General features: G+C 60.2%; 6 protein-coding genes, 2 tRNA genes and 1 pseudogene. 6 read left to right on the forward strand and 3 right to left on the reverse strand.

Features of this window, described 5'->3' with window-relative positions; genetic code table 11:
• Nucleotides 1–98: 98 nt before the first annotated feature.
• Together FEV51_RS12045 and FEV51_RS12050 are read right to left on the reverse strand one after the other, a co-directional pair.
• Nucleotides 99–914, reverse strand: coding sequence for a phasin family protein (locus tag FEV51_RS12045; protein ID WP_138619269.1), 816 nt, complete (start codon nucleotides 912–914; stop codon nucleotides 99–101).
• A gap of 108 nt (nucleotides 915–1022) precedes the next feature.
• Nucleotides 1023–2888 carry a PHA/PHB synthase family protein gene (locus tag FEV51_RS12050; RefSeq protein ID WP_138619271.1) on the reverse strand — a complete coding sequence of 622 codons (1866 nt, stop codon included), beginning with the start codon at nucleotides 2886–2888 and terminating at the stop codon, nucleotides 1023–1025.
• Nucleotides 2889–3038: 150 nt separating this feature from the next.
• Here FEV51_RS12050 and FEV51_RS12055 point away from each other — a divergent pair, with 150 nt between their 5' ends.
• The 3 genes from FEV51_RS12055 (at nucleotide 3039) to FEV51_RS12065 (ending at nucleotide 5882) form a co-directional block, all read left to right on the forward strand.
• A complete protein-coding gene (locus FEV51_RS12055; RefSeq protein ID WP_138619273.1) occupies nucleotides 3039–4226 on the forward strand; it encodes an LL-diaminopimelate aminotransferase in 1188 nt (395 codons plus the stop codon).
• Nucleotides 4227–4324: 98 nt separating this feature from the next.
• Complete coding sequence (locus FEV51_RS12060; RefSeq protein ID WP_246034557.1) at nucleotides 4325–5110, forward strand: winged helix-turn-helix domain-containing protein; 786 nt, start codon at nucleotides 4325–4327, stop codon at nucleotides 5108–5110.
• Nucleotides 5082–5882 (forward strand): crotonase/enoyl-CoA hydratase family protein, encoded by an 801-nt coding sequence (locus FEV51_RS12065; RefSeq protein ID WP_138619275.1) that lies wholly within the window; start codon nucleotides 5082–5084, stop codon nucleotides 5880–5882. The genes FEV51_RS12060 and FEV51_RS12065 overlap by 29 nt, the downstream gene beginning before the upstream one ends.
• Before the next feature lie 3 nt (nucleotides 5883–5885).
• On the opposite strand, the gene FEV51_RS12070 is transcribed toward FEV51_RS12065, so the two are convergent.
• Nucleotides 5886–6665: an acyl-CoA thioesterase gene (locus FEV51_RS12070; RefSeq protein ID WP_138619277.1), complete on the reverse strand. Its 780-nt coding sequence runs from the start codon at nucleotides 6663–6665 to the stop codon at nucleotides 5886–5888.
• Between the two features lie 140 nt (nucleotides 6666–6805).
• Here FEV51_RS12070 and FEV51_RS12075 point away from each other — a divergent pair.
• The 3 genes and pseudogenes from FEV51_RS12075 to FEV51_RS13380 all read left to right on the forward strand — a co-directional run.
• A tRNA-Cys gene (locus FEV51_RS12075) sits at nucleotides 6806–6879 on the forward strand.
• A gap of 57 nt (nucleotides 6880–6936) precedes the next feature.
• A tRNA-Thr gene (locus FEV51_RS12080) sits at nucleotides 6937–7012 on the forward strand.
• A gap of 671 nt (nucleotides 7013–7683) precedes the next feature.
• A pseudogene (locus FEV51_RS13380) lies at nucleotides 7684–7935 on the forward strand (IS6 family transposase); the annotation flags it as partial.
• Nucleotides 7936–7945 lie beyond the last annotated feature (10 nt).

Consider the following 7945-nt stretch of genomic DNA (forward strand, 5'->3'; position numbering starts at 1 on the left):
AAACGGGCCGGATGGTGTAAAACCATCCGGCCCGTTCTGTTCAATTACCGGGTCAGGGAAGAGGAGAGAGCGACCCGGCAATCAAAGCTTAGATGCGATTAAGCAGCCTTCGAGAACTTCTCGGCAGCAACGCTCATGCGGGTCGAAACCGGAGCGAAAGCTTCATTGACCAGCTTGACCATGGTTTCGGTGTTCTTCGAAGCGGTCGCGATGACAGCGTCGAAATTGCGGCGGGCGATTTCGCCCTGCAGCTGGAACAGCTCGGTAGGCGACTTGATCGCGGCAACCTTCTTCACGTCAGCCTGGACGGTCGCAACAGCAACCTTGGCTTCTTCGACATAGGTGCGGCCCATGTCCTGCATGCCCGATGCAAGGATCTTGCCCGATTCGACGAGAGCTTCGAGGTTGCCCTTCTGGAATTCGGCAACGTCCGAAGTCATTTCGGCACCCTTGTCGTAAGCAGCCTTGGCGCGGGTCTGCAGTTCAGCAGCAGTTTCCTTGACCTTGGCGGTGTATTCGGTGGTCTTGGCGTTCTTGGCAGTGGCCATGATGGTATCCTTCAGTTTGGTAATGGGGGTGTTCTTGGTTTCGGCAGACTTCGCGGTGGCGGCCTTCTTTACAGGAGCCGCCTTCTTCGCGAGGCGCTTGGTTGCCGGCTTCTTCTTTGCAGGGGCCTTGGCGACCTTCTTGGCAGCAGTTTTCTTCGCTGGTGCCGGTGTGGCAGCGGCCTTCGCCGGAGCAGGCTTGGCAGCGACCGCTTCGGCGACCTTGGCGGCCTTTGCCGGGGCGGGCTTGTCAGCTTCTACAGCCTTGGCGACAGCTTTCGCGCTGACGGCTTCGGCGGCTTTTTTCTCAGCTGCTTCGGCAAATGCCTTTTCAGCGGCTGCGTCGATCTTGTTCTGGCTATCGGCCATTAGGGAACCTCACTATGTTGCAGTGCACAAAATAGGCATTGCAGCTGCGAAGTCAAGGATTTTTTGTGCAGTGCACCATAAATGAAAAAAGCGTTCCGTCGTAGATGTTTAGCGCGTCATGACATAGCGACCGGGGGCGTTCTCGATCACTCTGTCGCCCTTCCCGCCGGGCTTGCGCTTGCCTTTTGCTGCGACAGTCTCGCTATCTTGCGTGCGCAGCCAGTCGATCCAGTCGGGCCACCAGCTGCCCTTGTGCTCGGTTGCGCCGTCGCGGAATTCATCCAGACTGCGCACCGGGTCTTCATTGATCCAATATTGGTATTTCCCGGCGGCGGGCGGATTGACCACGCCTGCGATATGACCTGAACCGGCAAGCACGAAGCGCAGCGGACCGCTGAAATGGTCGGTGATCCGCCACACACTTTCAGCCGGGGCGATATGATCTTCGCGGCCGGCCTGAATATATGCGGGTGTCGCCACCAGCCCCAGATCGACCGGCGTGCCGTCAACGCTCATCGCATCGGCTTGGACCAGCCGGTTGTCGCGGTAGAGGTCTTTCAGATAGGCTTGGTGCCACTTGGCGGGCAGATTGGTGACATCGCCATTCCAGTGCAGCAGGTCGAAAGCGGGATAGTCCTCGCCCAGCATGTAATTGTTGACGACATAGTTCCAGATCAGATCGGTGCCGCGCAGCATATTGAACGCCGCCGCCATATAACGCCCGTCCAGATAGCCATCGGGCGATAGCGCCGCGATGGTCGACAATTGCTGGTCATCAATAAAGTGCAGCAGCTCGCCAGCCTTTTCAAAATCGACCTGTGCAGTGAAGAAGGTCGCGCTCTTGACCTTGTCCTGTTCCCCGCGGCGGTGCTGCAATGCCAGCGTGGCGGCCAGCGTAGTTCCCGCCACACAGTACCCGATTGCGTGGACGCTGGGCACATCCAGCCGATCACGAATATGGTCGATGGCGTCAATCTGGGAACGGACGTAATCGTCCCACACCACATCCTTCATGCTGGCGTCGGCTGATTTCCAGCTGACCATGAACACGGTGACGCCTTGCTCGACCGCCCAGCGCACGAAGCTCTTTTTCGGGTTGAGGTCGAGAATATAGAACCGGTTGATCCACGGCGGGAAGATCACCAGCGGGGTGGCCATCACCTTCTCGGTGGTCGGGGTGTACTGGATCAGCTGATACAGCGCGGTTTCGTGAACCACCTTGCCCGGTGTCGAAGCGATGTTCTCGCCCAGTGTGAAGGCGCTGGCATCGGTATGGCTTAACTGCCCGCGCCGCAGATCGGCCAGCAGATGCTCCATGCCTTTTACCAGATTCTCCCCGCGCGATTCGATTGTCCGCTCCAGCACCACCGGATTGGTTATCGGAAAGTTTGCCGGGCTGGCCGCCTCGGTGATGGCGCGAGTGGTGAAGCGCAACTGCTCGCGCTTGTCGGCGGGCAGGCCCTCGATCTTGTCGACCATTTCGCCTACGCGTTCGGCCAGGAACAGATAGGTCTGGTGGATCAGCGCAAAGGCCGGATGCGCGCGCCAGCGCTCGTCGGCAAAGCGCCGGTCCTTGCGCGGGAGTTCACGCTCGCCCTTTGACCCGGCCCCGGCTTCCGGACCAATCCCATATTGGCCCAGCACGCCGTGCCACAGCGCCAGCCCCTCTTCCCACAAGGCCTTTTGCTGCTCAGCCCCGGCCAGCGGCATCTGCTGATACCACTGGTTGGCCAGCGTCATCCAGCGTGAGGGGTCGAGAAACGGCATCATCGCGGCAGGATCGCGCATCTGTTCGCTCTGATACTCCAGCCACATGGTCTGCAATTTCGTGCTGACCTGCGCCCATTGCTGCATATCTTCGGGCTTCAGCGCGGACCCTTGCGCCCCGGCCGCCATCGGCGCGAACATCGCGCGCGCCAGCTTGGCCGGTTCTTCGAAGAGGTTGGTATAGGGATCCGGCCCGGTGTCGGTCATCGTCGCTCCGTATGGGTTGTAAGCGTTGGTTGACGCTGCCCTAGAATATTCCGCCGCTTCTTGCACCTGCGGCATTTGCGCGCACTGTATGAATAGGTAATCAGTGAGCCGCCGATTTGTTCACCCTCCAGATAAAGGTCTGCAGTTCCGATGTCCGACGAATTTTACCGCATGAAGCGTCTCCCGCCTTATGTCATCGCAGAAGTCAACGCGATGCGGCATGAGGCGCGCCGCGCGGGCCGCGACATCATTGATCTGGGGATGGGCAATCCCGACCAGCCGCCGCCGCAGCACATCATCGACAAATTGTGCGAAGTGGCCAGCAAACCCGGCGCGCATGGCTATTCGCAGTCCAAGGGTATTCCCGGCCTGCGCCGCGCCCAGGCGAATTATTATGCGACGCGGTTCGGTGTGGAGCTGGACCCGGAGCGTGAAGTGGTGGTGACGATGGGGTCCAAGGAAGGCCTGTCGAGCATGGCCAACGCCATCACCGCGCCGGGTGATGTGGTGCTGGCGCCCAGTCCGTCCTATCCGATCCACACCTTCGGATTCATCATTGCTGGCGCGACGATCCGTTCGGTCCCGACCACGCCCAATGACGATTATTGGCGCGCGCTGGACAATGCGATGGCCTTTACCGTGCCGCGCCCAACTGTGCTGGTGGTCAATTACCCCAGCAACCCCACCGCCGAGGTGGTCGATCTGGCATTCTACCAAAAGCTGGTCGACTGGGCGCGCGACAACAAGGTCTGGCTGCTCTCCGACCTCGCTTATTCCGAGCTGTATTTCGATGGCAAGCCGACCCCTTCCATACTGCAGGCCGATGGCGCGAAAGACGTCGCGGTCGAATTTACCTCTATGTCGAAAACCTATTCGATGGCGGGCTGGCGGATGGGCTTTGCAGTCGGCAATCCCCAATTGATCGCGGCGCTGACGCGGGTGAAGTCCTATCTCGATTACGGTGCTTTCACGCCCATTCAGGCCGCTGCCTGTGCCGCGCTGAACGGGCCGCAGGACGTGGTTGAGGATAACCGCATGCGGTATCAGCACCGCCGCGATGTGATGGTGGAGGCGTTCGGCCGTGCTGGATGGGACATTCCCGTGCCGCCCGCCAGCATGTTTGCCTGGGCCGCGCTGCCGCCGGGGTTCGAACATATGGGCAGCCTGGAGTTTTCCAAGCAATTGCTCGAACACGCCGATGTCGCGGTGGCAGCCGGGGTTGGCTATGGCGAGGAAGGCGAGGGCTTCGTCCGCATCGCCATGGTCGAAAACGAACAAAGGCTGCGGCAGGCAGCGCGCAACATCAAACGTTTCCTGACCGACCACAAACCCGGCTAAGCCAATACGCGGACCGTAACCCTAGGTATTTGCAACGATTTCCCGGCTAACCATAAAATGGCACTGACATGGTGCGATGGGAGGGGTTAGGAGGACTCGTGTTGCACCCTGTATTTGCCTGGTTGTCGCGTTCCCAATCCCCCCCTGCCCGGTGGGATCTTCGCCATATTGGTTGGGACATTGAACGGCGGGAACAGCTGTCCGGCCAGCCATTATCAAGTCCGGCACTGCTCGACTGGCGGCCAGACTGGCGTATCGAACAGTGGCGGTCCGAAGATTGGAGCGGTATCCGCGCGCCGCGCCTGATCATTGCCGTGGGGGTCGATGATCCGCAAATGCGTGCCTCGCTGCTCGACGCGGGCTTTGGCGATGCCTTGTCCTCGCAGGTTGCTCTGGTGGAGCTGGCGGCACGGATGCTCAAGCTTGGCGGTGGTGCACACGCCATGCCCCGCCGCCTCCACGCCGGCCCCGTGGAACTCGACCTGTTTCACCGCGATGGCCGGATCGAACAGACGTGGCTGGGGCTGCACCCCCGCGAATTTGGCCTGCTGTGGCGACTGGCGGAAACTCCGTTTGACCGGGTGACCCGGCGCGACTTGCTTACCGATGTCTGGCGGCTCGACCATGTGCCCGAAACCAATTCGCTGGAGGTGCACGTCTCCCGGCTGCGCGCCAAGCTCGCCATTTCGGGCGCGGGCTGGCTGGTCCGCACGCATCCCGATGGCGGCTATCAGCTGGGCCATGAGGGCGGCGCCAGTTTCAGCGTCTTCACCTATGCCTGGCGCGAGTCGCTGGACACTGCCGAGATGTTCGGTAACGCTGCAGCACCCTTGAGTGTCTTAGCGAGTAACCGACATGGAGCCGAACGACCGCATTTCGATTGATCTGGGCAGCAATGGTGTTGCGCAGGTCCGCCTGACCCGCGGCGACAAGATGAACGCGCTCGATCCCGCGATGTTCGAAGCGATCATCGACGCCGGCCAGGCGCTGCGCGATATGCCGGGACTGCGGGCGGTCGTGCTGTCGGGTGAAGGGCGTTCCTTCTGCGCGGGCCTCGATCTGGCCAGCTTTACCGCCGCGCCGGGCGATGAGCAGAAGCCGATTACCGATCGGACTTATGGCAACACCAACCGCTTTCAGGAAGTCGCCATGACCTGGCGCAAATGCCCGGTCCCGGTGATCGCGGCGGTGCACGGCGTGTGCTTTGGCGGCGGGCTGCAAATTGCCAGCGGGGCTGATATCCGCGTGGCGCATCCTGATGCGCGGATGGCGATCATGGAGATGAAATGGGGGCTGGTCCCCGACATGGGCGGCTATGCCCTGTGGCGCGGGTTGGTACGCGACGATGTGCTGCGCGAGCTGGTCTATACCAATCGCGAATTTACCGGCACCGAGGCGTGTGAAATGGGCATGGCGACCTTTACCGATGCCGATCCGCTGGCACGCGCCACCGCGCTTGCCGAAACGATTGCACAGCGCAATCCCGAGGCCATTCGTGGGGCCAAGCGGCTGGCCGCGACCATGGTCGAAGCCGATACCGACGCCATCTTGATGGCCGAGAGCGCGGAGCAGGGCATAGTGATGCGCCGCCCCAATCAGGTCGAGGCTGTGATGGCCGGAATGCAGAAACGCGCGCCCAATTTCACCGACATCTGAGGTTTAGCCGAAAATCGCCACGCATTGCTGTCCGTCGAGCATCTGTGCGCCATCGGCATTCCACAGGCGCAGGCGTTCTGCGGAATAGCCGCCCGATGCCTGTTGGCAGGCGTTCTCTGCCAGCCACCAGCCGTCCTGGGTCGCTGGCGCGGTATCGATCAGGTTGAATGACCAATTGATCGAACTGATCGGACCGGGCCGCTGCATCGCGCGCATCGCGCCCGGCGGCAGCACATCGCCCAGCAGGATCAGCTCGCTCACCGGATCAAGCGCGCCGTGATCGGTCAGCCGCGCCCAGCGCCGCACGACGGGCTCCCCCGGTCCGCTGGTATCCTGTGCCCGGCGCAATTCGAAATTGTTCTGGATGAAGGCCGGACCTTTGCCCGTCATCATCGGCTCGCTGTCAGTGGCGGGTGCGGGGAAGGGGGTCAGCCGCGCGGCCTCATGGCTGGCATTGCCATCCCGCGCTGTACCGAACAGCCAGAATGCCGTCAGCGCGCAGCGTCCTTCACACCATATCTCGCTCCGCACCTGAACAACATTGCGGCCCTGCCGCACAATATCGCGGCGCAGCTCCATTTCCGGGCCAGCCGGCGCGACAAACGCGATCTGCGCAGCGCGCAGCGGCGGCAGGTCGGGGAACGCCCGGATCGCCGCAGTATAAGCGATCAGCGCGGTCGCGCCGCCATACAGCGTGCGGCCCTGCAGCCAGTCTGCAGCATCCGGCAAGGACAACGCGCCGCCCTGCGCGCCAATGGGTTCGATCAATTCAGCAGCACTCATGGGCGACATTGTTACGGCCCTGCCAGGACCCGTAAAGAGTGACGTAACGGAAGGTCGGTGAATCTAGCCGATTGCCAGCGCCCCGCACATTCGCTAGGGGGCCGCTTCTCCTGCCGCCGCAAGGCGGACGGGGGACGCGAGGCCCGATGGCGGAGTGGTTACGCAGAGGACTGCAAATCCTTGCACGCCGGTTCGATTCCGGCTCGGGCCTCCATTGACATAGCGACAAGCGCAATGCGGCACGACCACCTGCCCAAAGCGCCTCGCGGCTGCCGCTTTAGCTCAGTTGGTAGAGCACATCATTCGTAATGATGGGGTCAGAGGTTCGAATCCTCTAAGCGGCACCATACATATTATCGTTCTATATCAATTTCTTAACTCCGATGCCCGCTCTTCAATGAGGCGAATTTTTGGTTTGCCGTATTACGAGGATGCGCAGATCCGATCCGACCGCTATTCGAGAGGGCGAACTCGATACGAAAACTTTCGGAAAGGGCACTGATTATGATTGAGCCGGGGCAAGTAATAATCATCGCAAGCTCTTTTGCTTTGTTGGGGATGGTCATTAAAAAGCTCATTAGTGGCTACTTGGGGCGTGGATTTTATCAAAGGCATCGTCGATTGTAATTCCATATGTTGTCATTACAACGACCTATTCAATGCATGATAGGGGGCCGCTTTTTTCAATTGTTTTTCATTTGCACGGTTATATTTTTTGCGTTACTTTCGGGCTTAGTTTTTATATATTTTAGGCTTGTTAACAGCAAAAAACAGATTTAAGCGCCGCAAAGTGACCACGACTACAGTCTGGAAAGAAACCTTCGATGCTCTGTTAACGGTGGTTTTGGGGCTCTGAAGGACAGTTGGGCTGCGCCCTTCGTCGATCCTATACCGGATGGAATCTCCACGCGAAATATAAATACAATCGGGCAGCCGATCACTCAGCTGATCAACCAAGGAGGTGCTGTCAAAGCAATGCCGCGCTGGCAAATGATGGTCGCAGGGTAGGGCAAGCGACATGCCCAGATCTCGCAAACCTGCCAGCCCTTTCCGCTATTTCAACTCATCGCCCGACATCATCCGCCCGGTCGTATTGATCTATGTCCGGTTTCCGCTTTCGCTCCGCAACGTCGAAGATCTGCTGTTCGAACGCGGAATTGACATCTGCCACGAGACGGTCCGGCTGTGGTGGAACCGCTTTGGTCCGATGTTTGCGGCTGATATCCGGCGGCAGAGAGTAAGCCGGATGAAGCGTTTCCGACAGTGGCGGTGACACCTCG

It is taken from the genome of Qipengyuania marisflavi (assembly GCF_005884405.1).
GTDB lineage: Bacteria > Pseudomonadota > Alphaproteobacteria > Sphingomonadales > Sphingomonadaceae > Qipengyuania > Qipengyuania marisflavi.